The sequence below is a fragment of the Legionella stuttgartensis genome, from assembly GCF_977063405.2.
In genome coordinates this window covers 128,865-153,884 of sequence record NZ_CDRUHA020000110.1, presented here as the reverse complement: position 1 = coordinate 153,884, position 25,020 = coordinate 128,865, and the positions used below count along the sequence as shown (strand labels likewise).

The following is a 25,020-nucleotide window of genomic DNA, read 5'->3' as shown; positions in this document are numbered from 1 at the left end:
GAATGAGGTTTTATATGAAAAATGCAATCGCTATTTTGTTTTCACTATTGATAGGTATTAATACCAGTTTTGCCCTGACAAATACGGAAATTCCAGATGAAATGTACATTAAAGAACATTGGATCAGTTTAACCACTAGCTATGACATTGAAACAAAAACCCGAAAACTAGGAACTTTATATAGAAAGTTCTTTAGTTTGTTATTAACGTATGAATTTTTTGATCCATTTGATAACAAATTAGCTTATGCGCGTTCAAAATTTCTTTCTCTTACTGCTCATTTTGATGTGTACGATAATTTTGAAAATTTTATTGGAGCAGCTGATGAACGATTATTTGCCTTTTTCCCTACGTTTGATATTTATGGCCAAGATGGATATACAAAATTGGCTAAGGCGAGTATGAACTTTTGGGGCACAACATTCACAATCTATGATCCGGTAACTGATAAAGAAATGGCCACTTTATATCGACCATTTTTTCGACTGAAAAATGATTGGACTTTTAATATTACTAATCGCGAATTATTTAATCAGAAAGAAATTGATTCTCGGGTTCTGATGACTGTAATTGCGTTTCAAGGTGATAGAGAATATTGGGAAAGTACGCACCGAAATGACTTAAAGTTCATGGCGAAGAAATCGAATCAAACGAACGAAGTTACATCGGAGCAAGTAAGTGGTCTTTTAGAAAAAATTGCAGAAGTTAGTAAGCACGAAGGTATAGAAAACATAAAAAATCCTGATCCAAAAATGATGGATGTTCTTGCTAATGAGCTGGAGAGTAATTATAGAAAAACTCATATGCTTGCTGAGGCGACACAGACAAACCAGGAAAAACTTGCTGCTTTCGCTGAATATTGTTTGACTTTGGTACAATCCAATTCTCTTACTCATGAGAAGAAAAACGCTATTCTTTTCTTACTTAAAACACGTTTGGAAGGGGCTGTGAATCTGATTTGACAGCGATGCCACTAATTGGTGATCACTCACTACGTCTTCTAATTTACCTTCAGTTTTGACTGGACTTATAACAATAACCACGCCCCGCGGCTTGTCCGCGGGATCCCCTAGTTTCAAGGAAAACTTAAGGTGAATTGGAAGCACTAAGTTTGGGATGACGAGTTTTTTCGATATGCGCAAATTTAATTTGTTCTCAGGGGCAATGTTACAATTACTTTTAAACCTCCTTGGAAATTATTAGTCAGCGTAATATCGCCTTGGTGCATTTGAATAATTTCTCTTGCAATTGTTAATCCAAGTCCGGTGCCGCCTGTACTGCGTGAACGTGAATTTTCACCTCGGTAAAAGGGCAAGAAAACATGTTCTAGATCTGCTTCTGCTAATCCTGGTCCCTGGTCTGTAATTGTAATTTCTATTTTATTTTGTAGGCAATTTAAGTGAATCATCGCCTTATAACCATAATGAACTGCATTATTAATTAAATTATTGAACGCTCGTTTTAATAAATTTACCGTACCATAATAAACCAGTTTCGTGGTTTCACTAGTAAAACTGACATCATAGTTCAGTTCGATGGCATCATCTTTCAGTGATGAAAGCAGTGCTACCAAGTCAAAAAGTTGGGGTTTTTCCTCAACATTTACATCTCTGAAATAATCCAGAGTTTCACGAATCATGAGTTCCATCTCATTGATATCGGCCATTATTTTGCTGTAATTGGGATCATCCTCCAAATATTCAGCACGTAATTTTAAACGAGTTAGCGGGGTACGCAGATCATGCGAAATCGCTGTAACTACTCGAGTTCGATTGGCTAAAAGCTTGTTTACTTTTTCTTGGAGATCATTAATTTTCTTAAAAATAGTTTTTTGATCCTGGTTTCCAGTTATTGGGATAGGTAACCAATTTTCTTGATGCTCACTGTAATGAAGGCTTTGGATTAAGGTATGAATAGGTTGATTGAGTGTTCGTACTGCCCAATAATTGATGAAGAGTAACGCACCGATTAGGATAAGAAACAGGCTGACAACTGAGTTTGCTTGCACGGGATAAAAGGAAATTACCTTGATATTTAACCAGTTATTCTCTTTTATAAAAACGGAGAATTCTAATTTTTTGTTTTGTTTTATTAAATTAAAAAGCACAGGGGCTTTTAATGTCACAAACGCATTTTTATCGTACAAGGGTTTAGGAGATAAAGTTATTTCAGCCCAGGATATACTCTGATTTCGCAAGATCAGGGGCCATATGGATTGGGGATTTTTTTGTAATAGGGTGACAAGATGAGTCAATGAGCGTACTGCTTTTGGAGGAAGAGGCGAATGGATGTTTTCATAATAATATTTCCCTAGTTGCATCAGTGAAAAAATTATTAATAGATTCCCGAGAATTAATCCAATTAGGGTTTTTTTTGCCGTTTTAGTTAATTGGGTCATACCAAATCAACCTTGGTTTTGAATTGGTAGCCACCTCCTCGAATTGTTAATAAGGATCGTGGATTACGAGGATCCAGCTCAATTTTTTTACGCAAACGGCCTATAAGTACATCAATCGTTCTATCTTGCGAATCACAGTCTTTGTCATACAATAAGTCCATCAATTGATCGCGACTTAGAATTCGTCCAGGGTGTTCTAAGAAAATAATTAATAACTCATATTCTCTATGACTTAAAGGGATGGCTACAGATTCTTTATCAATTAAAGAATGGGTATTCCGATCAAGAATCCAATTATCAAAATGAATTTGTTGTAGTGGCGTCAGTTTTTTACGATCCTGTTGTAATTCGCCCTGAGTTCTTCTTAATTGTGCTTTGACACGTGCAAGTAATTCACGAGAACTAAAGGGTTTGGAAATATAATCGTCTGCACCCAACTCCAGGCCTGCAACCCGATCAGCAATACTGTTTGCTGCACTGAGCATAATAATAGGCATGCTGTGAGTTTGACGAATTGTTTGACATAGATTTAATCCATCAATTCCTGGGAGCATGATATCTAAAATAATTAAATCAAAATTATGTTCTCTTAATAGCTGTTTGATGTTTAAGCCATTCAAGGTCCAGGTGGTTCGAAAACCATTTTTAATCAAGTAATCATTAATCAAGTGCGTAATTTCTTGATCATCATCAATAATCAATATGTGGCTTTTTCTTGTGCTCATGAATCACCTGATAAAAGAAATTGTGTCTAGGTACGGCGAAGCGGAACCCTAAGCTTTGACGTATAAAATTCCGCCTATTAGGCTGTATTATAACAGTAAACCGCCCTATGTTTAGCATTGTAACAGGGTTGTTACAATAAACAGCGTATTTGTCATATTCCTATTACATTGCCTCATTACACTTATCAATGAACCTAATAGGAGAAATAAAATGAATGTGAAACGTTTCTTATTAATTAATAGCTTAGCTTTCAGTGTATTAAGTACCTGTATTGCAACAGCACAACCAGTAGCATCTGGTGCGACAGTTTCGATCAATCAAACAGGTCATTATCGTCAGCATGTTGGTAAATTGTTAACTCCAGAGCAACGGATGGAGTTGGCTAAAATCAAACAAAATCTTCGCACACAAATGGCTCCATTAATTAAAGAAAAACGGGCTTTGAGTATGCAAATAAGGGGCAAATTAGCTACCCCAAATGCAAAATGGAGTGATATAGCGAACTTGGTAGAAAAAAGAAATCGTGTTAATGCGAAAATAAGTACCCTCTGGGCTCAAACTCAATTTCAAACCTATCAAAAATTGGGTGTTTTATTGCCTGTCCATCATGGTCACCATTGTGGTTTTCAGAATAAAAATCTTACTAAAAGATCATAAAATGCATTAGACGGTTTCGTGTCTTTGCGAAACCGTTTATTTATTTAATTCAATGACCACAACTTTGATGGGATGATTACTCATGTTTTCATCAGTATGTAATTCACCAGGAACGTCTTTAGAGAGATAATACGCCTTATCCTTTTCCAATTTTAAGAAATGTTCTTTTCCTTTATTGTTGACTACTTTTAGCAATCCATTATCTAAGGCAACGATGACTCGATTATGTTCATGCCGATGCATTTTTAAACTGTGTTTTTTATTCGGATAGATCACGGTGGTCCAGACTGAAACTTCTTTATTTGAAAGTTGAGGAGTGCGCACGGTTTTTTGATCCTCTGCATAGGAATCCATTGATGTTAAAAAGGCAAGCGTAGAAAGGATAAAGATAATGTATTGTCGCATAATGTTTCTCCATGATTTTGGGAGACTATAATATATTGAGTGTGTTTTAAGAAGATGAATCAAGAAAATAGATTTCGATTTTTGATCCTTATTTTCCTCGAACCTCAACACTGTCACTGCCTATTTGTAAAAATGCGTTTAAGAAGCATCGGCGCATTTTGCAACAACAATCTGTTTAATTAACTCGGTTAATAGCATGTAATTTTGTGTTTTATGGGAGGTTGCCCGCCAGGCCACTCCAATTTCTCTATAGGCATAATCGCTTTTTAAAGGAAGTGAGACTAAATCAGTACCCGTAAGAATACCGCTATTAATTGCAAGATTAGGTAAAAAAGTAATTCCAGGCTGATGACTTACCATTTGAATTAAAGTATGCAGGCTAGTGGCGAAGAAATGATTGATCTTTTTGCTTTCTTTTAATTGACATGCTTGTAATGCATGTCCTGTCAAACAGTGTTCTTTTTCCAGAAGGAAAATACTGTTTTCTGGCAATTGACTGATTTCTTTGTCAAATCCTTTATGTGACCACGTTTTGGGTAATACCAATTTAAAATAATCTTTGCATAAAACCTGTGTCTGGAATTCTTGGGTAGGGTAGGGAAGTGCTAAAATAACAAGATCAAGTTTTCCCTCACTCAAATAGTTCAAAACATTGTCCGTAGTGTCCTCTCTGATGAATAAGATAAGTTCCGGATAAAGTTGCTGACACAGATTTTGTAAATCACTTAAAATAAAAGGGGCAATGGTAGGAATTACTCCCAAATAAAACGGTCCTTGCATTACTTTCCCTTGATTGCGCGCGTAGTCCACTAAATCATTGCTTTGTTCAATAATCAGTCGACTGCGACGAACAATTTCTTCTCCTAAGGGAGTGAACAGAAATGTTTTATGATCTCGTTCAAGTAATTGTGCTTCCAAAGTTTCTTCAAGACTTGTAATGGCTGCACTTAAGGTTGACTGACTAATAAAACACGAAGCCGCAGCACGGCCAAAATGTTGATGGTCATATAGTGTAATTAGGTAATGAAGCTGTTTAAGGCTAACTAATCTACTCATCGATTTTTCCGATTAAAGTTATCTATTTTATTCATTTTAAATAATTATACACCATAACTATAATTTAATTGAACCAAACGAATGAGGAGAATTTTATGTTAACTGTTGGTCAAAAAATTCCAGAATTTTCTGTTGTTGCAGCAAAACCTGGCTTTAACAATCATGAAGAAAATGGTGCGAGTGCTTTTGAAGTGATTACTGAACAAAGTTTTTCAGGAAAATGGAAAGTACTTTTTTTCTACCCTAAAGATTTTACGTTTGTATGTCCAACAGAAATTGTCGAGTTTGCAAAATTAAATAGCGAATTTAACGATAGAGATACAGTAGTACTTGGAGGAAGTACTGATAATGAGTTTGTTAAATTGGCTTGGCGAAGAGAACATAAGGACTTACATCACTTAAATCAATACAGTTTTGCAGATGTGCAAGGAAAATTAACGGATGGTTTTGGTATTAGGGATGAGGAAAGTGGTTGTGCTTTAAGAGCAACATTTATTATTGATCCAAACAATGTGATTCAACATGTGAGTGTTAATTCATTAAATGTTGGGCGTAATCCTCAAGAAATATTGCGTATTTTGGATGCTTTACAGACTGATGAATTGTGTCCTTGTAATCGTCCCATTGGTGGTGAAACATTATAAGCCTGAGCAAAATTCAGAAGTTCTTATCGATAAGAGCTTCTGTAGAGGAGAGTAAGTATGTCTATAGAACAATTGAAACAAATGATACCTGATTTTGCTAAGGATATTCGTCTTAATGTGAGCAATTTATTTGGTAATGTGGCCCAATCAGGTTTAACAGAAGCGCAGTTTTATGGGGTTGCATTAGCTGTAGCTTATACTTTAAAAGATAAGCATATTATCAATGCTATTAAAACAGAGGGTTCATCCTACATTACTTTGGAACTAGAACAGGCTGTAAAAACAGCTGCTGCTTTGATGGCAATGAATAATATATATTATCGAGCGATTCATTTGGCAGAAAATAAGGAACTTGCAGCAATGCCTGCTAATTTGCGTATGAATGGTATGTTAAATCCTGGGGTACCTAAAGCGGATTTTGAGTTATTTGCTTTGGCCGTATCTGCTATTAATGGCTGTGGGATGTGCATCCATTCACATGTAAAGCAATTGTTGGAGCATGATTTAAATAAAGTTGCAGTACAGTCTGTACTTCGAATTGCTGCGATTTTAAATGCATTGTTTTTTGTTCTATCACAGACTGAACTTTAAATTAGTGGTTCTGGGTTTTGGTATATAACATTACCCGGAACTAAAATTCATCGTATGTAGTACGTATTTTTACGCTATCTGTTTTCTTGTCCATTTCAGACTTCCTTAAGCTTGCAGGTTTATAATTTAATCAATATGTTGCTATGGGCGTCATGAAATTATGAAAAACCATTCCAAAAAGGACTCAGAGAAAAAAAAGGAACCTGAAAAGAATAAAGAAAGTGGTTTAAGTATTTCAAATGCTTTGCGAGCGACTAAAAGAAAACTATTTTCTCAGAAAACAAATTTAACAAAGGTTGCTGCAGAAAATACCTCATCATCTATAGATACAAGTAAAGAAAATAAACCATTAAAGACAGCACATGAACTAACGCAGCTATCAAACAAAGGAAATTCTCTTTATCAATCGATTAAATCACCTCCTGAGCATCTTAAAAAACAATTTATTAGTGATGAGGAAGCACGCAATCTACTTGTGCAGTATGAGTCGAGAAAAAAAGCAAATATGTCTCGAGAAGAAATGATCGATCTGTATCGAAGTTTGCAACCCAAACCCCCTACAGTAAAAGATCAACGCATTGAGCAAAAAAAACAACCATTACAAGTTGATACTGCAATAATAGAAGAAAAACCTAAGAGCAAAGTACCCAAGAAGAGCTCTTATATGATAAATGGAATGATTTATCGTCATGATCAAAAAGTAGAGGAAACAAAATCCATTTCTACGATAGATACTGGGGATGGGATTGATGTTCGCGATGTTGAAAGCCCTATGCAGAAGACGTCTCCTCTTCAAGAAAGAAATGCCGAGAGTTCAGTACAGAGCGATAAAATCGTAAGAACAAAACCAGCGCGCTTATATCAATCACGCATGGTAAATGGACGAATTTATCGTTATGACCAAGAGGTGCCTGTGTCAGAACAACGCCAACAAGAATTAAAAAGTAATGCACTTGTAGCTCGCGATGTCCAAAGTCATTGGAAAAAAGCCCGAGCAAATCGAACGATAGAGATTGATTTACCTCATTCGCAAGGCAAAACTACAGTCAAATTAATTGCTTCAAAAAAACTGGGTGGTGGTGCCTTTGGGACAGCTAAAAAGATTTTAGTGGAACATCTTGATGGCCGTCAGGAAAAAATGGTCGTCAAAGTGATTAAGCATGGGAACAACATTGATTTTAAACTTATTGAACGAGAAGGTGAAATTTTAGAAACGGTTGGCATGTTAAAGGGCGTTCGTGCGACTTCCTGGCAACACAACTTCTTTATGCCTTATGTTGGTAAAAAAATATCGCGTTACCTTATTAACCAAGATCCAGGAAATATGCAATTTTCTCTCTCCGCGGATGAGCGCTATGTGGCAATTATGGGGTTATTAGAAAGCTTAGTAAAAATTCATGGAAGAAAAGTTATTCATAGTGATATTGGTATCCATAATTTGGGATTGAGAAAACACCCTCTCTCAGCAGCATTATTTGATTTCAATTTGTCAGTTAGAGAAGGGGAAAAACGAGGTAATGCGGGTGTTCCTTTTACGGCTGCACCTGAAATATTGAAGGGAGAAGGGAATAGTTATGCGAGTGATGTTTATTCTGCTGCCATAACAATCGCTTTATTATTAGAAATAACCACTTATAAGATGTTACAGTTTATTGAATTGCCGCAACATGTTGCTCCAGTGGCTTTCTTAGCACCTAAAGACGATGGGCCCTTGAAAGAAGGGGCCATTAGTAAAATGCAAAGAACGTTTGGTTTCACGGCCCAACAGGCCGAATGTATTTATTCATTACTTGAGAAAATGACGAGTAAAGCTCCGGAGTTGCGACCTACAGTTGAAGAGGCATTCTCCTCATTCCATGAATTATTAAAGACTCCTAAAGCTTCAACAGAATATCGTGCACTTTCTTAAATTTACACTAATGGCTTGGGGAAAAAACTCCCTTCTCAAGTCATTTTTTACGTTGATTTAGGTACTATGCATCTTGCCAGTCTTCAGGTTCTAAAGGAATGATAAGCCATAACAGAATATAGGCAATAAATGCGGCACCACCCAGTAGGAAAAAAATAACAAAAATAATTCTTACCCATACTGGATCTACACCAAAATAAACACCTAAACCACCGCATACTCCAGCAATTTTTCGATCTTTACGTGAGCGCCATAATTTTTTGTAGGGTTGATTCATAATTTACCTTCAATAATCATTCGATATCTTAAGTTAGCCATTTTTTCCCTTCAACAAAACGGGCAACCATCATACTACTAATTGTATTACATGTTACATTGAGCATAGTCGCAAGTGGATCAATGATAATACTAATTGCTGCGATTGCTATTAAAACTGAAGGAGGAAATCCATAAACACTGAGGATAAGTAACTCACCAAGCATGCCTCCACTGGGAATTGCGCCCATTACGGTACCAACTAACAATGAAATTCCTAAGGCAGTAAGTAGCACACCGGGACTTGAAAAATTTAAGTGAAAGATTCCAAATAAAAAAGCAATCTTGAAAACCCCACCGATTACTGAACCATCTTTATGAATAATGGTGCCCAAAGGAATTACTGTTTCATAAATTTCGGGTGCGACTCGCATTTTTTTCGCTGCCAGTAAATTAGCAGGAATACTTGCGGCACTGCTGCAAGTGGCAATTGCGGTAACTCCGGGGAGAAAAATATTACTCCAAAATAATTTTATACCTTGAGTTTTTCCAGCTAAATAGGCAAAAGCTGTCGAAGCAATAATAAAATAAAGGACTCCGGACGTATAATAAATAACAGCGATTCGTAGGTAATTAGCCATCAACTGCGGACCTAGGTCATGGACTAATACAGCGAAATAAGCAAAAAAACCCAATGGAGCGTAATACATAATCAAAGCAAAAACACGCATGAAAATTTCTTCACCTGCTTTTAAAAAATCAATAAATATCCTCCCTTTTTCATTGGTATTCGATGCTGCTAGGCCTACGAGGATTGAAAATATAATAAGTGCCAGAATATGCTGCTGCGAAAGAAGTTTGCTAAATTCAGGAACAGTAAAAATATCGGCAACTTGATTGAGAAAACTCAATGCAGATGTTTTTTCTGGTGCGTTGAGTGTTAACTCAACTCCTTGAGCAGGAGGAAATAGACTGACAATAAAAAGAGCATAAACTGCTGCTATCACTCCGGTAAATAGGAATACAACCGTCATATAAAAAGCGATCTTACCCAGTTTGCCCATGGAGCCAATTCGTGCAATTGCGGAAGAAATACTAAAAAAAATTAAAGGGATAATCGCCGTAAAAATTAGGTTAAGAAAAATCTCACCAAAAGGCTTTAAATAGAGAGTAGCTGGCCCAAATAAGTAACCTGTAAGGCCCCCTAGAAAAATGGCCGTAATTAAGATAAATGGAAAAAAATAAGGTCCAAAAGTTTTTTGGGTGCTCATTACTACTGCCCTTGATTATTTTTAGGAACGGTTGTTATTGTATCTCTTTGCCTATGTGCCACGCTACCTATTGATGCATGTTTTAGGAAAAGCAAATGCATATAAAGGGATTTCTAGCTATTGATTTGGGCATGAAAAACAATAGTATTTTAATTTCTCATGAACTTTTTTTATTATTAAAATTCAATAATATACAGTTTATTTTTGGGTATAAAATGCAATAATTGAATCAATAGTTCCCACCATGTATAATCAACTGCGCTTCTAATGTAACCACTTGAAAGGATCTTTATGCCTACTGTTAATCCTGTTGTTTACAATTATACTGATCTCATGTCCTGGCAATCAGAATTAACTCCACTCGAAAATCAAATATCAGAACATTTACAATTTGTTGAGTATCAGAGGCAACAACTGCAACCACTTCAAAACGAACTAATGTCCCTGAATTTAAAAATTTCTTTAATAGAACATGAGCTGTCTATGGATATAGCGCTTGTCCAAGATTCAACACGTCCAAGAGCTCATTACTATGGAAAGAGTATTGGGATACTCAATACGTTCAACTTACAACTGGAATTAAGTCGTTTGGAAGAGGAACGTAATCAATTCAAACATAAGATCTACCCTTTGGAGCAGGCAATTAGAGAGGCCCAGGAACGTTTGCAGAACTTTTTTTCTCGAAGAACATGGTTAAATGAGCATATTCCCGCAGCAGAGATATTTATACAAACGTTACAAGAAAACCCGATGAAATTGGTCCAGGATTTGTCCAATAAAATTTGGGGGGCATTGGTAAATTACGAAGACACTCACCTGTTTGGTCTTTCTCCTCAAGTACGTACTTGCTTGATTGCTGTTCGGTATTTACAGCAACTGACCTTCTATCCTCTAGTAGGAGAGCCTGACTACCTGAATCAAATCCATCGCAGTAATTATCTTCGTTTGTGTGGTTTCTTATGGGATATGTATTCTAATGTACAAAAAGAAGGTAAAGACCCTGAGTTCGAAAAAATTCTAGGAAGTCTTATTGAAAGTACACATCTTGCGCAACATGGAGATTTGCCTTATCCAATGTTAACAGGTTATAGTGCGACTGCCTGGTTTGAAAGTAATAAACAAGGCGCCCCAGCATGTTTTGCAATTCAAGAACAATATTTACCTCATTTAGAAGAGCAAATACTTACTGATGGGCTTGCTTATATTTCTCAAAATACACCGCTAAAGCCTACCGCACTTCAAAAACACATTATCAATGCGGCCAATTTAATTGATGCTGAAGTAAAGCAGAAAAAGAAAAATCAGGAGGAAATTGATTATCATTTTTATGCACGAACGGTCCTTCTTTTGAATGTCGCTTTAGTTAATCCTACAGATAAAGAATCAGCGACACGTTTAGGAGCAATCGCTGAACATGCATCTGGAAGCACCTCTATTGGTAAACAGGTTTTAGGTAGTCTTCTCATCGTATTTGGGGCATTGCTTATTTGTGGGAGTATTGCTGGTTTTATCGCTACTTCTGGTTCGAGTTCCATATTAAGTGCCTGGGGTATCTCATTAGGTTTAGGTATATTAGAAACAGAACTTGTGTTTGGGATTGCTTCTACTCTGGCGGCAGCTACTGGAATTGGATTAACATTTTTTGCGGGGCCCAAAGCCATTGAATCAGGATCGCGTAAAGGTCTATCGCAAGAACTTATAGATATTAAAGACGGGATTGAAAGCTATGATGGACCGCCACCCTATCCCTATAGTGCTGTGGTCTTAAATTAATTTTGTCCTGCTTCATTGCATCATGCCTCTATACTCTATAATCTAATAGAAAATTAAAGGAGTTTCGCTTGGATTAGAAACTCCTTTGCTCCTTACTTTCATATGGATTAATGAAGATGAAGCATAAATATTTTTTTGGACCAAAGGTTTCTCCTAATGCACATAACGCCCAAGAATGTTGCGTTCAAATTCCATCCACCCAAGATATAGATCAAATGCATGCGATGCCTGCAGGTGCGGATGAAGATCAATTTGAACGTCTCAAACATATGACCCAGGTCATTGCAAAAATTCAATCAACGAACTCTTCCTTACCTGTAGCTACTACTGATTTAGTGAAGTTACCGAAACACTGGAAGCAATTATTTGCGGCAATGAAGAAAGGAGATGCGGAAGTTGCATTAGCTCTTCTTGCTCAATTTCCTGAAGAAGATGAACTGCTTCAGGCATTATTAGCAGTTCATACATTAAAGTATTTGCAGGAACTTATTATTTTCTGTATTCAAGCGCAAAAAAAAGGATGGAAACAATTATCTCCAGATATCATCGTAACTCCAGGATCATTTGAAGTATTAATCAAAGATATTGCCATGACTTTATTTCATTCGGGCAAAATACAATTTTCTTTTGGTCTGCCGACGCATCATGCAAACAGTAACGAGGGAAGTGGTTTTTGTATTTTAAATAAGTCAGCAGTGTTAATTAAATATCTTGAGCGCTCATCGAGTAAACCGTTAAGACATATTATTGTTGGAACGGATGTTAATCGAGACAATGGTCTATGTGATATTTTGATGAATTCAGCTTCGGATAAGAATATACGCCATATTGATATTTTTGACTCGAGGGTTTATCCCCAACAAGATGATGCTTTTATTTCTAAAATATTCAACAAGAGTGGGACGGATGTAGGACAAAAAATTCAGACATGGCAACGAGGAAGTTTCGAATATTTTGCAGTTGATTTAAGTCGCACAGTACGTAAACCTGGCGTAGTACATCCGGCTTTGGTTTTTGCATTAGAAAAAATTGAAGAGGAAATAAAACAGGCTAAAATGAATCAGCAAAAAGTAGCTCTGTTTTTACCTACAGGGTGGGATTCTCACGAAGAAGAAACTGCATACTGTGGGAAATTTGTTGATGGTCATTTTATGGGAACTGCAGAGGCACGAAAAACTCGTTTTAACGCAACCGACTTAACCTATTTTTATGAGAATTTATTTAAACTATATCAAGAGAACAAAAGCTGCATCGAAAAAGTATATTGGGGATTAGAAGGAGGATATGAACGAGAAATGTATGAACCACAAGTTCAATTGTTAATGTCACTTATTTTAAAAGATATAGTTCATCAGGATACACATGAAATTGTACCTGATAGTTCTAAAAACCCATGAGGAATTGACCTGATCCGCAAGCAGGGTCTTAAGGTAAATAATAAAAGGGATTGGGTAACTTAAATACCTTTTGCGCATATCCACCTTTAAGATCACTATATTGATCCCCTATCGAGGCCACAATAATGTAGCCTTTTTCAGTGAGCATTTTTCGGGTATTTGATTTAAATGGAATAATCGATTTTGAGGAATAATTCATGGGACGCAAATACAGACCGGACCATCCTGTATAACCAGCTTTGTGCAAATTTTCTTCCGTTGCCTTGCGCTCAGATTCATTTCTTCCTGTAACAAAAAACACTTTAATATTATGTTTTTGTGCATCTCGATATAAAGTGAGCATAGGCTCAATTGCTGGGGCATTAGCAGCCATTATGTCTTGATGATATGCTTCGCGATTCCCACCAAAATCACGCTTAATCATGTATTGATAATTTGATAAGCTGGTTTCATCGATGTCTAGAATCAGGGCGAGTTTTTTACCTGATTTCTCTTTTTGGTTCAGTTCGGCTTGTTGATCAATATAACTTTGGGCATTTTCAATGACTTGCGTTAACTCTTTTTGATAAAGGCCTGAATTATAATAGGTTTTGAGTTCATTTTTTACTAAAGTCAAATTCGGTGGATCAGAAAAAATTGGATTTGAAAAAAGAAAAGCAGTGCTGAGTATTAGGAGGGTGAGTGATTTATTGAGTACACGCTTCATAATCTATCCATTTTTTACTAAATGGCCAAATTATATCCTTGTTCATTTGTTTGTCAAATTAGCTTTGAATAATTACTAGAGTTCACAGGACATTTTCAATTCTTACTCAGTTGGAAAGAGGTTATGTACTTATATGGATAGCCTGCTCATCCTCAGTTATAATGCCTGCTTATTTAGTTTAAAATTGCCAGACCTATGCATTTGAAGCAACTAAAATTAGCCGGTTTTAAATCTTTTGTTGACCCTACAGTGGTTCATTTTCCGAGCCAATTGGTTGCAGTTGTTGGCCCCAATGGCTGTGGAAAATCAAATATTATCGATGCTGTACGTTGGGTTATGGGAGAAAGTTCCGCACGTAACTTGCGGGGTGAATCTATGGCCGATGTGATTTTTAATGGTTCTTCAAATCGTAAATCTGTAGGTCAGGCTTCAGTTGAACTGGTTTTTGATAATAGTCTTGGACGTTTGACAGGTCCTTTTGCCAGTTATGGCGAAATTGCCGTAAAACGCGTTGTAACTCGCGATGGTGATTCTTCATATTATTTGAATGGCAGCCGTTGTCGACGTAAAGACATCACCGATATTTTCCTTGGAACTGGTGCTGGAGCTCGTGGTTATTCAATCATTGGTCAGGGTACTATTTCTCAGCTGATTGAAGCCAGACCGGAAGACTTAAGAGCGCATCTCGAGGAAGCGGCAGGTGTCTCCAAGTATAAAGAACGACGACGAGAGACCTTACAACGTATTGATCATACGCGTGAAAATCTAACTCGTGTCGCTGATATTCGAGAAGAACTAGACAAACAATTACAGCGTCTTGAACGCCAAGCTAAAGCGGCGGAACGTTATCTTATTCTGAAAGATGAAGAGCGGTTATGCCGGGCAGAAATTTTAGCGCTAAAATGGCGAGATTTTATTGCCCAACAAGAAATAAAACAACGCCAAATACAAGAATTTGCAGTTGGATATGAGCAACAGCAAAGTGCATTAACCAAAGCAAATAAAGAGCGGATCATTTTGAATGAAACCCTGCATGATGCAGATGCACAATCGCAACAAATTCAAGCGAGTTTTTATCAGTTGGGAACTGAAATTGCACGTTTGGAAGAGACCATACAACAGCAGACACGTGAAAAAAAACGTTTGGAACAAGATCAACAGCAAATGCAGGAGGATTGGCGGGTAGCTGCGGAACAACTCAAACACGATAAAGAGGAATTGCTTCATAGTCAGCAGCACGCATGTGATCTGGAAAAACAACTTGGGCAACTAAGGAATCAATTTAAAGAACAAGAAACGAGTTGGCTCGCTTCGCAAAAACAACATGCAGAGTGGGAGCTTCATTGGCAGGAGGTACAGACACAGAGCAGTACTCTGAAAAGGGAATTTCAAGTTGCACAAATTAAAGCCCAGCATTTGGAAGAGAAGCATCAGCAAACCCTATTAAGATTAGAGAAGCTTCAATTAGAACAAGAAACTATTTCTGTAGCAGATTTACAACAAACACGTGAAAATTTAGAGAGTCAACGTACTAAATTAATTGCAGATCAAGAGTTTGATGAACTGCAACTCAAACAAAGTCAAGAAAATGCCGAACAATTACGCGCCAAATTACAAGATGTAGAGCAAAAGCTACATGGATTACAAGATGATTTCCATCAAGCAAATAGTGAGCATGCCGCGTTGATGGCAGCCCAGCGTGCTGCAAAACAAGGCATGCAAAGCAACAAAAATACAATTAAGGAATGGTCAGAAAAACCTCGGTTAGTGGATATTTTACAGGTGGAAACCAAATGGCAATCTGCTTGTGAACGCGTCCTTAACGAAGCATTACATGCCTATGTGCTCGAAACTTTTGATGAACTATGGCCACAGCGAGCAATTTGTGAGCGGCAAGGCGAACATATTGTTACGCTGCGAAAAATTGTGCATCAATCCGCGCCTTATCCACGTCTCATAGAGAAAATAAAAGGGGATATCCCGGCACATGTATGCCCGTTGGAGCATATTTATACTGCGGAAGATTTTGATGAGGCATTGAGCTGGTTGCCTGAGTTAGCCGGGCATGAGTCGATTATAACTCCCGACGGGTTTTGGTTGGGGCAGGGATGGGTGAAATTTGTTACTCCAGAAACTCAAGATGAATTAGGATTATTGGCACGCCAACAAAAAATTTCTGAATTATCTCTAGTTGTTCAGGTGCTCCAGCAAAGAATTGAAACCTTAAGAACTGAGCGTGATGAAACCCATCTGCAATTACAGCGAAGTTTAAAGGAGATCGAATTACAACAACTCAATGTGAACGCTAGTAATGAGGCATTAAGAATAAATAGTGTAGCTATGAGTTCTAATGAACAAGCCATCGCTCATGCTGAAAAACAAGTAACCGCTTTAGCCTCCGAGTGCGAAGAGTTGACCCTTACTTTGGAAGAAATGGCTGCAGAAGAATATGATATAAAAGCGAAATTGCATGCGTTAGAAGAACAATGTCGAGATTATGAACAACAACATGAGCAATGTGTACGTGAAAAGCAAGAATGGTCGCAGGCTCTGGCTTTAAAAAATAAACATGTAGAAGAGTCTCGTGTTGTGCTCCATCATGCAGAATTAGAATATGACAGAGAGCGAAATAAAATACAGCAAATTAACGATCGCATTCAGCGAGAACAAGATCGTTTAAATATTTTGGAGGAGCGGCTGGAAAATTTAGCAATGCTTTGCTTGCAGACAGAAGGTCCAGGGGAAGAGCTCAACGAGCAATTGGCCCTCCAGTTGCAAAAACATAGTGAAGTGGAATTACAACTGACTCTAAGTAGAGAGCAGTCCTCACAATTAAGGATGGCGCTTGAAGAGAGTGAGAAAAATATTTTAAACTGTGATTTTGAGGTAAAACGCATCCAAGAACAAATTAGCCAGACTCGAATGGAAGAGCAGGCTTTGGCTGTGCGTGCTAGCTCCGTACATGAATCGCTTGATGAATTGGGTTTGCAAGCACAAGCATTACTGGAGTTGATACCTGCTGGTGTGACTCAAGTTATGCGGGAAGATGAATTAATCGCCCTTTCTGAAAAAATAAAACGCTTAGGTGCTATTAACCTTGCTGCAATTGAAGAGTTTACTTCAGAACAACAACGTAAAGTGTATTTGGATGAGCAGTATAATGATTTAAATCAAGCGTTAGCAACTCTGGAAACAGCCATTGAAAAAATGGATAAAGAAACCCGCTCACGTTTGGAAAATACCTTTGATCAAGTCAATTCTTCATTCAAGGCACTATTTCCGCGGTTGTTTGGTGGTGGGAGAGCGCAGCTTGAATTGACTTGTGATAATCTGTTGGAAGCTGGTATTGTAGTAATGGCACAACCTCCGGGAAAACGAAACAGTACCATTCATTTGTTGTCCGGGGGAGAGAAGGCAATGACTGCGGTAGCATTAGTTTTTGCTATTTTTCAGTTAAATCCTTCACCTTTTTGTATGCTAGATGAAGTGGATGCACCTCTAGATGATGTAAATGTGGGGCGTTTTTGCGCTTTAGTGAAAGAGATGTCACAATTCGTACAGTTTCTTTTTATTACACATAATAAGGTTACCATGGAATTGGCAGATCATTTGATTGGGGTAACTATGCGTGAACCTGGGGTATCTCGCTTGGTTGCGGTTGATGTAACACAAGCTTTGGCTATGGAGTAAATGATGCAGGCAAATTGGAGCTTAATTCTTAATGTCCTGTTGTTAATTGGCGTTATCGTAGCAATTGGGCGCTTAATGAAAGCTCGAAGACAGAGCTTAAGTCCAGAACGTTATCAACCTAATCTGGGATCACCAGAAAGGAGTTCCGATAGCACACAGAATTATAATGATGACATTATTGCAGTACGTAAAGTGAATGCTACGGCAATGGAGAGTAAAATTGAAGTGGATAAGGATTTGCAATTAAAGAAAACTGCAACAAAGCCTTCTCAACCACGTTTAATGCCTATGGATGATGAAGATGACATTAAATTAAAGATAGAAATTGAACCAAAACCAACACCTAAAATAGACGTTGAGACAAAAGGTCAAACTGATAATCAACCTACTTTGATGATGTTTTTGCTTGCAAAAGAAAACAGACAATTTGCGGGATATGAGTTATTACAAACCGTTTTGGCCGCTGGTTTACGTTTTGGCGAAGGTCAATTATTTCATCGCCATCAATTTTCTAATGGTCAAGGTCCTGTTTTATGTAGCTTGGCAGCTGCAACTACGACAGGGGTTTTTGATTTACAAAATATTGGTGCCTTTAGTGTGCGTGGTCTTTGTTTGTATATGCACTCTTCAAAAAATCCCGGGATTGATATGGAGCGATTTACAGTGATGTTAGAGACAGCAAGGCAATTAAGTGAAGGTTTGGATGCGCACTTACTTGATGATCAGCGTAAGCCTTTAACTGAAGATCGTATCGCTCGTTATTATCGCCTATTACAAATTAATCAGTCTCATTTTGAGTCTGCTGTTGGATAGGTCTCTCTTCTAGCCCGGGTCCCATAGAGGCCCCGGGAATCGGATACGGTTATTAATCTTTTTTTAAATCTGAATTTTGTTGAGCCGCATCCAGGTTGCAGTTGGGTAGGGAATAAGAATTAAACTTTTTTTACTGTTATTACCCACTTGAACTCTACGCACAAGTGTTAGTACACTAGACTTTTAGCTATGTCTTAATACTATGAACCTAAATACTGTTGCTGCATTACTTGCCCAACCATGTCAGATCAATGCTGAACTTACTGGTATCTGTACTGATAGCCGTGAACTCAAGCCAGGGAGTCTATTTATTGCCATTAGTGGTGAACGGTTTGATGGACATGATTTTATAAAAGAAGCAGAAACTCGAGGTGCAATAGCTGCAATAGTGAGTCATGCTGTAGATGGAGTGCGTATACCGCAATTTGTTGTTCCAGATCCCATCCAAGCATTGGCCAAAATAGCAGCAGCGCATCGACACAATATACATTGCCCCGTCATCGCTTTGACTGGGTCTAATGGAAAAACTACAACCAAAGAAATGATCGCTGCTATTTTACCATCTCCCTCTCATGCGACCAAAGGAAACTTTAATAATCATATTGGTGCCCCATTAAGCGTATTACAATTAAATAATCAACATCGTTATGCAGTTTTTGAGTTGGGTGCAAATCATCCGGGTGAAATCGCACACACTGTTGCAATTGTTCATCCCGATGTGACATTGATTAACAATATAGCTCCAGCACATGTGGAAGGGTTTGGTTCTATAGATGGTGTGGCTCGCGCTAAAGGAGAAATACATCAAGGCTTATCTCTTGCCGGTGTAGCCGTAGTTAATGATGATGATGCCTATGCTCATTTTTGGGATGAGTTATTGATTGATAAAAAGGTTCTTCGTTTTTCTTTAGACCATCCTGCAGACATCTATGCTCAAGATGTTGTTCTAGATGAGCAAGGTTGTGGTCAATTTTCTTTAATCGTTCCTAATGGACAAGCGGATATTCATTTAAAAATTCCTGGTTTGCATAATGTTCGTAATGCGTTAGCTGCTGCAGCATGTTGCTATGCAGTGGGGATTTCCATAAAAGAGATTCAACAGGGACTGAATGGTTTTGGCGGTGTAAAAGGACGTTTGACAGTTCTTAAAGGGAAAAAACAATCTACAGTAATCGATGATACTTATAATGCAAATTTACGTTCTGTTTTAGCCGCTTTAGAGGTATTAGCAGAACGCCCTAACAAAAAAATTTTTGTGTTTGGCGATATGGGGGAGTTGGGGACTTGGGCAACTCAGCACCATCAGGAAGTTGGATTTGCGGCGCGAAGATTGGGTATTGATCAGTTACTTAGTTGTGGCTCACACAGCAAATTAGCTGCTGAGTCATTTGGTGTTGGTGGTGAGCATTTTTCTAGCCAAGAGTTATTGGTGCAAAGCCTGGTAGAAAAATTAGCACCAGATGTTGTTGTTTTGGTAAAAGGTTCTCGATCCAGTGCAATGGAAAAAATTGTGCATCAACTGATAGATTGAGGTGATCTAACGACAACCTATGTGACAATAAAGAACCAAAGAAATATTTTTTTACGATGCTGAATGGTATGTAGGTTTGTGGTATGCTTGGCCGCTTTTTTGGCCCATTATTCTAGTGGGCAGTATTTAACACAAACCCATAATTGGGATTAACCAAGAGGAACAATTATGCTCTACTGGCTAACGCAGCTATTTCAAGGGCAATATCATGCGTTAAGAGTTTTTCAATACCTGACTTTCAGATCCATTTTAGCTTCTCTAACCGCACTTCTAGTGGGTTTATTGTGTGGCCCTGTGATGATTCGCTGGTTGCGCGGCTTACAGATTGGTCAAATGGTACGGGATGATGGTCCTCAATCACATTTATCTAAAGCAGGAACCCCGACTATGGGGGGTGTTTTAATCTTGTTGGCAATCACGGTGAGTTGTTTGCTTTGGGGTGATTTGCAACAGTCCAGTTTATGGCTCGTTCTTTTGGTTACGCTCGCAAATGGGGTGGTAGGTTGGGTTGATGATTACCGCAAACTGGTATTAAAAAACAGTAAAGGGTTGCCTGCACGTTGGAAGTATTTTTGGCAATCAGTCATTGCTCTTATTGCTGTAATTTATTTATACATGCATGCTACGTTACCTGTCCATACTCAATTAACCGTACCCTTTTTTAAATCGTTAACCATAGGTTTAGGTATTCTCTTCCCTGTTTTAGGTTATTTTGTAATTGTGGGAAGTTCCAACGCGGTGAATTTGACTGATGGACTGGATGGATTGGCCATTATGCCTATAGTTATGGTTGCAGGTGCGCTGGGGATCTTTACTTATGCTTCTGGCAATTCAGTCTATGCACCTTATCTAGGTATCCCTTATGTTCCAAATACCGGAGAATTAACAATTTTTTGTTCTTCGATTGTTGGCGCAGGACTTGGGTTTCTTTGGTACAATAGTTATCCTGCTCAGTTATTTATGGGCGATGTGGGTTCTTTGGCTTTAGGGGCTGCTTTGGGTATTGTCGCGGTGGTCATTAGAGAAGAACTGGTTTTATTAATGATGGGTGGCTTATTTGTCATAGAGACAATTTCCGTTATTCTACAGGTAGGTTATTTTAAATATACCCATGGGAAACGCTTATTCAGAATGGCACCTTTACATCATCATTTTGAATTAAAAGGATGGTCAGAGCCTAAGATAATTGTCAGATTCTGGATTATTACTGTTGTTTTTGTCTTATGCGGGTTAGCCACTTTAAAACTTCGATAAAAAGGTGCGTTCATGAATTCTCCTTTGTATTTGGTTGCAGGTTTGGGTAAAACTGGAATATCGGTAGCGCGGTATTTACGTAGAAAAAATAAACCTTTTATTGCTTTTGATACTCGTGCACAAGCTCCAAGTGTGACTGAATTTACCGAAGAATTCCCGGATGTTCTTGTTTATACTCAGCATATTCCTGATGAAGTAATAGGCCAGTTGTCAGATATAATTGCAAGTCCTGGTTTGTCTTTGGATACACCGTTTTTAAAAAAGGCCATACAAATGGGCATCTCTGTATATGGTGATATAGAGTGTTTGGCTCGAGAGATTCATGCTCCAGTGATTGCAATTACTGGAACTAATGGAAAATCAACGGTGACTACTTTAGTAGGCGAAATGGCAAAAGCAGCTGGATATAAAGTTGCTGTGGCCGGAAATATTGGAACACCAGTTCTTGATATGCTTGATGATGAGCATCAGTATGATTTATGGGTTTTGGAATTGTCCAGTTTTCAATTGGATTTAACTTATTCTTTAGCGCCAATTGCTGCTACCATTCTGAATGTATCTCCTGATCATTTAGATAGACATCATACAATGGAAGCTTACGCGCAAGCGAAACAGCGAGTGTATCATCAAGCGCAAGTGGCATTATTTAATCGCGATGATCATTACACTGTTCCAGCTACAGATGTGAATTGTATTTCTTTTGGTATTAATGCCCCTGAAAAAAATAATTGGGGTTTGATTACTCAAGAAGATAAAATATATTTGGCAAAAGGTAGTACTTGCATTTTGCCCGTTGAGTCTGTGTTGATCAAAGGAGTTCATAATTGGCTTAATGCGCTTGCTGCTTCTGCTTTAGCGGATGCTGCAGGAATTTCACATCAGCACATCAACAGTGTGTTGACCTCATTTACAGGTTTACCGCATCGGTCTCAATGGGTGCGAACTCTTGATGGCGTAGATTGGATTAATGATTCTAAAGGGACGAATATTGGTGCAACTATCTCTGCTATTAATGGAATAGGAGGTTCTATGGAAGGAAAGATTGTACTTATTGCCGGCGGGCAAGGAAAGGGCGCTGATTTTAGTGAACTGGCTCAGCCAATAGCTGATTATGTAAGATCCATTATTTTAATTGGTGAAGATGCAGATAAGATTGAAGCTGCATTAGCTAATGTAGTACCTATTTCGCGCGCTTCCTCCTTGGATAATGCTGTGGTTGTAGCTAAGTCGCAAGCCAAACCAGGCGATGTTGTTTTATTGTCTCCTGCATGTGCTAGTTTAGATATGTTCCGTGATTTTAATCATCGCGGTGAATCGTTTGCGTCTTTAGTGAATGGATTGTAATCAATGCGGCCAAGACATGTGAATCAAAGAGGCAAACCTGTCAGTAAACCTATTTCTCTTTATGATAAATGGTTGATTAGTGTGGTCATCGGTTTGTTGATTATTGGGCTGATGATGGTGGCCTCAAGTTCAGTCATGATTTCTACCAAGTATTTCCATCAACCATTTCATTTTTTGATTCGCCAAGCATGTTATTTATTTGCGGGTTTAATGATTGCCCTTATCGTGATTAGGACTGATAGTAGTGTTTGGGAGCGGCTCAGCATGCCGATGCTGCTCATTTGCTTATTTATGCTCGTTATTGTGTTGGTTCCTGGAATAGGTCGGTCAGTGAATGGCAGCCGACGATGGTTGGCTTTAGGACCAATAGGTGTGCAAGTATCTGAACTTGCCAAGCTCACTATGATCTTTTACCTTTCAGGATATCTAGTCCGTCAACAAAAGGCAGTCAGTAATAGCATTTTGGGCTTTATCAAGCCGATGGTAATTTTGGCCGTTGTTTCCTTTTTGTTATTACTTGAGCCTGATTTTGGCGCTACCGTGGTGATTTCTGGTACCGTTATGGCGATGCTATTTTTAGCGGGTGTAAAATTACGCTATTATATAGGATTGATGCTTGTAGTTATGGGTGCACTGGCCTGTTTAGCGGTTTCCTCTCCCTACCGAGTTGCTCGCTTAACGGCATTTTTAGATCCTTGGGCGGATCAATATAATAGTGGTTATCAGTTAACTCAATCTTTGATCGCATTTGGTCGAGGGGGATGGGTTGGTTCGGGTTTGGGAGAAAGCATTCAAAAATTATTGTATTTACCAGAAGCCCATACCGACTTTTTATTTGCTGTATTGGCTGAAGAGTTAGGGCTGGTAGGCATTTTAATGGTCATGTTCTTATACACTATACTGGTTATTAGAGGTATGACTATTGCATACAATGCTTATGTGCAAGAACGGTTGTTTGCTTCATATACTGCTTATGGTCTGACTTTTTGGCTGGGGCTGCAAGCAGCTATAAATATGGGTGTTAATTCGGGATTATTACCGACAAAAGGGTTAACTTTACCACTAATGAGTTATGGTGGTGCAAGTATGGTTATCAATTGTGTTGTAATTGCGTTATTATTGCGCATTGATCATGAAAATCGTTGGCAAGCTCTTGGATTGGGGCCACTGTCAGCATAAGGGGGCATTTGTGGGTAATTCAGGACAATTTATATCTTCAAGGATGGGCTGCGTAGAACAAATACATTTCGTTGGAATTGGTGGGGTTGGCATGTGTGGTATCGCTGAAGTATTACACTACCAAGGATATCGAATTACAGGTTCGGATCTAGGCGAAGGCAGTACGGTACAAAGATTAAAATCTTTGGGCATTCCTGTTTATATGGGACATAAAGCCGAACATATAAAAGGTGCTGATGTGGTTGTGCGTTCTTCGGCTGTAGGTATGAATAATCCTGAAATTGTGGCTGCTCGCGAACAAATGATACCAGTAATACCACGAGCAGCGATGCTTGCCGAACTCATGCGCTTTCGCCATGGTATTGCTGTAGCGGGAACCCATGGTAAAACAACCACAACAAGTTTAGTCAGTAGTCTCTTAGCGGAAGGTGGTTTAGATCCAAGTTTTGTTATTGGTGGGAAATTAAATAGCCTTGGGGTTAATGCTCAACTTGGTCAATCCCCCTATTTTGTTGTTGAGGCTGATGAAAGTGATGCATCCTTTTTATTCTTAAAACCCATGATGGCCATAGTGACCAATATCGATGCAGATCATATGGATAACTATGAGAATGATTTTGATAAATTAAGAACAACGTTCCTTGAATTCTTACATCATTTACCTTTTTACGGGTTAGCCGTGGTATGTATTGATGATCCAGAAGTACGTAAGATTGTTCCCGCCATTGAGCGACCAACCTTAACGTACGGATTTTCTGAGGAAGCACATTATCGTGCGACCAATTGGACTCAAAACGAACTCATTAGTGAGTTCACTGTAGTACGTCCAGTCCCTTATTCTGAATTAAATATTCAATTTCAGTATCCAGGCCGCCACAATGTATTAAATGCTTTGGCCTCTATTGCGATAGCGACGCAATTAGGTGTAGACGATGCTTCTATTAAACGTGCCTTAGCGAAGTTTCAGGGAGTGGGGCGTCGTTTTCAAATGTTAGGTGAGAAAAAATTTGAGCATGGTTCAGCTCTTATTGTTGATGACTACGGCCATCATCCTCAAGAAATTCTATCAACCATCGATGCATTTCGACATGTTTGGCCTAATAAGCGTTTGGTACATGTCTTTCAACCGCATCGTTATACAAGAACTCAATCTTTACAAGAGCAGTTTGTGGATGTGCTGAGCCTTGCAGATGAATTATTCTTATTTGATATTTATTCCGCAGGGGAACCCGAAATCCCTGGAGTAAGCAGTGAGAGTTTGGCACAGAAAATTAGAGGTAAAGATAAAAAAGTAACTCTTGTGAATGAACAATCGCTTAAAGCAAAATTGAATCAGTTGATTAAAGATGGTGATGTGATATTGATGCAGGGAGCCGGTAGTATTGGTCAAATTGCTGTAAACTTAATGAAGGAAGTGTGAG

The 25,020-nt window shown here is 38.3% G+C and carries 21 protein-coding genes; 14 read left to right on the top strand and 7 right to left on the bottom strand.

The annotated features are described in order from the left end of the window. Positions 1 to 14: 14 nt before the first annotated feature. Positions 15 to 962 carry an LURP-one-related/scramblase family protein gene (locus ACWTEW_RS36785; protein WP_454782943.1) on the top strand — a complete coding sequence of 316 codons (948 nt, stop codon included), beginning with the start codon at positions 15 to 17 and terminating at the stop codon, positions 960 to 962. A gap of 182 nt (positions 963 to 1,144) precedes the next feature. On the opposite strand, the gene ACWTEW_RS36780 is transcribed toward ACWTEW_RS36785, so the two are convergent. Next, on the bottom strand, positions 1,145 to 2,398 hold the full coding sequence (locus tag ACWTEW_RS36780; RefSeq protein WP_454782942.1) for a sensor histidine kinase: 1,254 nt from the start codon (positions 2,396 to 2,398) through the stop codon (positions 1,145 to 1,147). After that, complete coding sequence (locus tag ACWTEW_RS36775; RefSeq protein WP_454782941.1) at positions 2,395 to 3,123, bottom strand: response regulator transcription factor; 729 nt, start codon at positions 3,121 to 3,123, stop codon at positions 2,395 to 2,397. Before ACWTEW_RS36775 ends, ACWTEW_RS36780 begins: the two co-directional genes overlap by 4 nt. A gap of 211 nt (positions 3,124 to 3,334) precedes the next feature. On the opposite strand from ACWTEW_RS36775, the gene ACWTEW_RS36770 reads away from it, so the two are divergent. Next, entirely contained in the window at positions 3,335 to 3,781 is a 447-nt protein-coding gene (locus ACWTEW_RS36770; RefSeq protein ID WP_454782940.1) for a hypothetical protein, read from the top strand. A 36-nt stretch (positions 3,782 to 3,817) separates the two neighbouring features. Here ACWTEW_RS36770 and ACWTEW_RS36765 read toward each other — a convergent pair whose 3' ends face one another. Beyond that, complete coding sequence (locus ACWTEW_RS36765) at positions 3,818 to 4,186, bottom strand: cupin domain-containing protein (protein ID WP_454782939.1); 369 nt, start codon at positions 4,184 to 4,186, stop codon at positions 3,818 to 3,820. Positions 4,187 to 4,324: 138 nt separating this feature from the next. Beyond that, the gene (locus ACWTEW_RS36760; protein ID WP_454782938.1) at positions 4,325 to 5,242 is read right to left on the bottom strand and encodes a hydrogen peroxide-inducible genes activator; all 918 of its coding nucleotides are present in this window, start codon (positions 5,240 to 5,242) and stop codon (positions 4,325 to 4,327) included. 95 nt (positions 5,243 to 5,337) lie between these two features. On the opposite strand from ACWTEW_RS36760, the gene ACWTEW_RS36755 reads away from it, so the two are divergent. From ACWTEW_RS36755 to ACWTEW_RS36745, 3 genes are all read left to right on the top strand, one after another. Next, positions 5,338 to 5,886, top strand: coding sequence for a peroxiredoxin (locus tag ACWTEW_RS36755; RefSeq protein WP_454782937.1), 549 nt, complete (start codon positions 5,338 to 5,340; stop codon positions 5,884 to 5,886). Positions 5,887 to 5,943: 57 nt separating this feature from the next. Further along, entirely contained in the window at positions 5,944 to 6,477 is a 534-nt protein-coding gene (locus ACWTEW_RS36750) for a carboxymuconolactone decarboxylase family protein (RefSeq protein WP_454782936.1), read from the top strand. Between the two features lie 160 nt (positions 6,478 to 6,637). After that, on the top strand, positions 6,638 to 8,386 hold the full coding sequence (locus tag ACWTEW_RS36745) for a protein kinase domain-containing protein (RefSeq protein WP_454782935.1): 1,749 nt from the start codon (positions 6,638 to 6,640) through the stop codon (positions 8,384 to 8,386). Positions 8,387 to 8,450: 64 nt separating this feature from the next. On the opposite strand, the gene ACWTEW_RS36740 is transcribed toward ACWTEW_RS36745, so the two are convergent. Both ACWTEW_RS36740 and ACWTEW_RS36735 read right to left on the bottom strand, forming a co-directional pair. Beyond that, complete coding sequence (locus ACWTEW_RS36740; protein ID WP_454782934.1) at positions 8,451 to 8,663, bottom strand: PspC domain-containing protein; 213 nt, start codon at positions 8,661 to 8,663, stop codon at positions 8,451 to 8,453. Positions 8,664 to 8,691: 28 nt separating this feature from the next. Then, positions 8,692 to 9,912 (bottom strand): dicarboxylate/amino acid:cation symporter, encoded by a 1,221-nt coding sequence (locus tag ACWTEW_RS36735; RefSeq protein ID WP_454782933.1) that lies wholly within the window; start codon positions 9,910 to 9,912, stop codon positions 8,692 to 8,694. A gap of 291 nt (positions 9,913 to 10,203) precedes the next feature. Between ACWTEW_RS36735 and ACWTEW_RS36730 the strand changes: the two genes are divergently transcribed. Continuing rightward, complete coding sequence (locus ACWTEW_RS36730; protein WP_454782932.1) at positions 10,204 to 11,685, top strand: hypothetical protein; 1,482 nt, start codon at positions 10,204 to 10,206, stop codon at positions 11,683 to 11,685. A gap of 116 nt (positions 11,686 to 11,801) precedes the next feature. Next, positions 11,802 to 13,082, top strand: a complete 1,281-nt coding sequence (locus tag ACWTEW_RS36725; RefSeq protein WP_454782931.1) for an arginase family protein — start codon at positions 11,802 to 11,804, stop codon at positions 13,080 to 13,082. Between the two features lie 28 nt (positions 13,083 to 13,110). On the opposite strand, the gene ACWTEW_RS36720 is transcribed toward ACWTEW_RS36725, so the two are convergent. Next, positions 13,111 to 13,788 carry an HAD family acid phosphatase gene (locus ACWTEW_RS36720; RefSeq protein ID WP_454782930.1) on the bottom strand — a complete coding sequence of 226 codons (678 nt, stop codon included), beginning with the start codon at positions 13,786 to 13,788 and terminating at the stop codon, positions 13,111 to 13,113. 195 nt (positions 13,789 to 13,983) lie between these two features. Between ACWTEW_RS36720 and smc the strand changes: the two genes are divergently transcribed. The 7 genes from smc to murC all read left to right on the top strand — a co-directional run bounded on the left by smc (position 13,984) and on the right by murC (position 25,019). Further along, the gene (gene smc / locus ACWTEW_RS36715; RefSeq protein WP_454782929.1) at positions 13,984 to 17,478 is read left to right on the top strand and encodes a chromosome segregation protein SMC; all 3,495 of its coding nucleotides are present in this window, start codon (positions 13,984 to 13,986) and stop codon (positions 17,476 to 17,478) included. A gap of 3 nt (positions 17,479 to 17,481) precedes the next feature. After that, positions 17,482 to 18,291, top strand: a complete 810-nt coding sequence (locus tag ACWTEW_RS36710; RefSeq protein ID WP_454783070.1) for a cell division protein ZipA C-terminal FtsZ-binding domain-containing protein — start codon at positions 17,482 to 17,484, stop codon at positions 18,289 to 18,291. A 202-nt stretch (positions 18,292 to 18,493) separates the two neighbouring features. Next, positions 18,494 to 19,822, top strand: coding sequence for a UDP-N-acetylmuramoyl-tripeptide--D-alanyl-D-alanine ligase (locus ACWTEW_RS36705; protein WP_454782928.1), 1,329 nt, complete (start codon positions 18,494 to 18,496; stop codon positions 19,820 to 19,822). 168 nt (positions 19,823 to 19,990) lie between these two features. After that, positions 19,991 to 21,076 carry a phospho-N-acetylmuramoyl-pentapeptide-transferase gene (gene mraY, locus ACWTEW_RS36700; RefSeq protein WP_454782927.1) on the top strand — a complete coding sequence of 362 codons (1,086 nt, stop codon included), beginning with the start codon at positions 19,991 to 19,993 and terminating at the stop codon, positions 21,074 to 21,076. 12 nt (positions 21,077 to 21,088) lie between these two features. Next, positions 21,089 to 22,420 (top strand): UDP-N-acetylmuramoyl-L-alanine--D-glutamate ligase, encoded by a 1,332-nt coding sequence (gene murD / locus ACWTEW_RS36695; protein ID WP_454782926.1) that lies wholly within the window; start codon positions 21,089 to 21,091, stop codon positions 22,418 to 22,420. Positions 22,421 to 22,423: 3 nt separating this feature from the next. Then, on the top strand, positions 22,424 to 23,599 hold the full coding sequence (ftsW, locus tag ACWTEW_RS36690; RefSeq protein WP_454782925.1) for a putative lipid II flippase FtsW: 1,176 nt from the start codon (positions 22,424 to 22,426) through the stop codon (positions 23,597 to 23,599). A gap of 10 nt (positions 23,600 to 23,609) precedes the next feature. Further along, on the top strand, positions 23,610 to 25,019 hold the full coding sequence (gene murC / locus ACWTEW_RS36685) for a UDP-N-acetylmuramate--L-alanine ligase (protein WP_454782924.1): 1,410 nt from the start codon (positions 23,610 to 23,612) through the stop codon (positions 25,017 to 25,019). Position 25,020: the final 1 nt, after the last annotated feature.

Coding starts and splice junctions, on each gene's coding strand:
- ACWTEW_RS36785 (WP_454782943.1), top strand. CDS start 15: ATGAAAAATGCAATCGCTATTTTGTTTTCACTATTGATAGGTATTAAT.
- ACWTEW_RS36780 (WP_454782942.1), bottom strand. CDS start 2,398: ATGACCCAATTAACTAAAACGGCAAAAAAAACCCTAATTGGATTAATT.
- ACWTEW_RS36775 (WP_454782941.1), bottom strand. CDS start 3,123: ATGAGCACAAGAAAAAGCCACATATTGATTATTGATGATGATCAAGAA.
- ACWTEW_RS36770 (WP_454782940.1), top strand. CDS start 3,335: ATGAATGTGAAACGTTTCTTATTAATTAATAGCTTAGCTTTCAGTGTA.
- ACWTEW_RS36765 (WP_454782939.1), bottom strand. CDS start 4,186: ATGCGACAATACATTATCTTTATCCTTTCTACGCTTGCCTTTTTAACA.
- ACWTEW_RS36760 (WP_454782938.1), bottom strand. CDS start 5,242: ATGAGTAGATTAGTTAGCCTTAAACAGCTTCATTACCTAATTACACTA.
- ACWTEW_RS36755 (WP_454782937.1), top strand. CDS start 5,338: ATGTTAACTGTTGGTCAAAAAATTCCAGAATTTTCTGTTGTTGCAGCA.
- ACWTEW_RS36750 (WP_454782936.1), top strand. CDS start 5,944: ATGTCTATAGAACAATTGAAACAAATGATACCTGATTTTGCTAAGGAT.
- ACWTEW_RS36745 (WP_454782935.1), top strand. CDS start 6,638: ATGAAAAACCATTCCAAAAAGGACTCAGAGAAAAAAAAGGAACCTGAA.
- ACWTEW_RS36740 (WP_454782934.1), bottom strand. CDS start 8,663: ATGAATCAACCCTACAAAAAATTATGGCGCTCACGTAAAGATCGAAAA.
- ACWTEW_RS36735 (WP_454782933.1), bottom strand. CDS start 9,912: ATGAGCACCCAAAAAACTTTTGGACCTTATTTTTTTCCATTTATCTTA.
- ACWTEW_RS36730 (WP_454782932.1), top strand. CDS start 10,204: ATGCCTACTGTTAATCCTGTTGTTTACAATTATACTGATCTCATGTCC.
- ACWTEW_RS36725 (WP_454782931.1), top strand. CDS start 11,802: ATGAAGCATAAATATTTTTTTGGACCAAAGGTTTCTCCTAATGCACAT.
- ACWTEW_RS36720 (WP_454782930.1), bottom strand. CDS start 13,788: ATGAAGCGTGTACTCAATAAATCACTCACCCTCCTAATACTCAGCACT.
- smc (WP_454782929.1), top strand. CDS start 13,984: ATGCATTTGAAGCAACTAAAATTAGCCGGTTTTAAATCTTTTGTTGAC.
- ACWTEW_RS36710 (WP_454783070.1), top strand. CDS start 17,482: ATGCAGGCAAATTGGAGCTTAATTCTTAATGTCCTGTTGTTAATTGGC.
- ACWTEW_RS36705 (WP_454782928.1), top strand. CDS start 18,494: ATGAACCTAAATACTGTTGCTGCATTACTTGCCCAACCATGTCAGATC.
- mraY (WP_454782927.1), top strand. CDS start 19,991: ATGCTCTACTGGCTAACGCAGCTATTTCAAGGGCAATATCATGCGTTA.
- murD (WP_454782926.1), top strand. CDS start 21,089: ATGAATTCTCCTTTGTATTTGGTTGCAGGTTTGGGTAAAACTGGAATA.
- ftsW (WP_454782925.1), top strand. CDS start 22,424: ATGCGGCCAAGACATGTGAATCAAAGAGGCAAACCTGTCAGTAAACCT.